This is a genomic window from Gordonia sp. UBA5067 (genome assembly GCF_002414845.1).
In the GTDB taxonomy this organism is placed as follows: Bacteria; Actinomycetota; Actinomycetes; order Mycobacteriales; family Mycobacteriaceae; genus Gordonia; species Gordonia defluvii.
In genome coordinates, this window is sequence record NZ_DIAX01000056.1 from 1 (window position 1) to 394 (window position 394).

The following is a 394-nucleotide window of genomic DNA, read 5'->3' on the forward strand; positions in this document are numbered from 1 at the left end:
GTCCTACATCATCCCCGTGCCGCGCGAGGACCCGCTCGCCAAGACGGCAATGCGGGTTCTTGGCGAGGACCGCGGATTCCAGGTGAACCGGAAACGAAGCATCTTGCAGCAGAAGGCGATCTATGAGTTCTGCCAGCGATTTCCACAGGCCGCGCGTAAGGCGCTCCGCAAGATCAATGCGATGCAACTTCCGAAGGACTTCGACGTCGAAACCCATTTCAACCCGCCGTACGATCCGTGGGACCAGCGACTGTGCGTGGTCCCCGACGGGGACATGTACAAGGAGATCAGCAAGGGCCAGGCCTCCATCGTCACCGGCAAGATCAAGACCTTCGATGCCACCGGAATCGAACTCGAGGACGGCAGCCATCTCGACGCCGACATCATCATCACC

General features: G+C 60.2%; 1 pseudogene. It reads left to right on the top strand.

From position 1 onward, the window contains the following. Nucleotides 1-394, top strand: a pseudogene (locus B4M62_RS09080) (FAD-containing monooxygenase EthA); the annotation flags it as partial.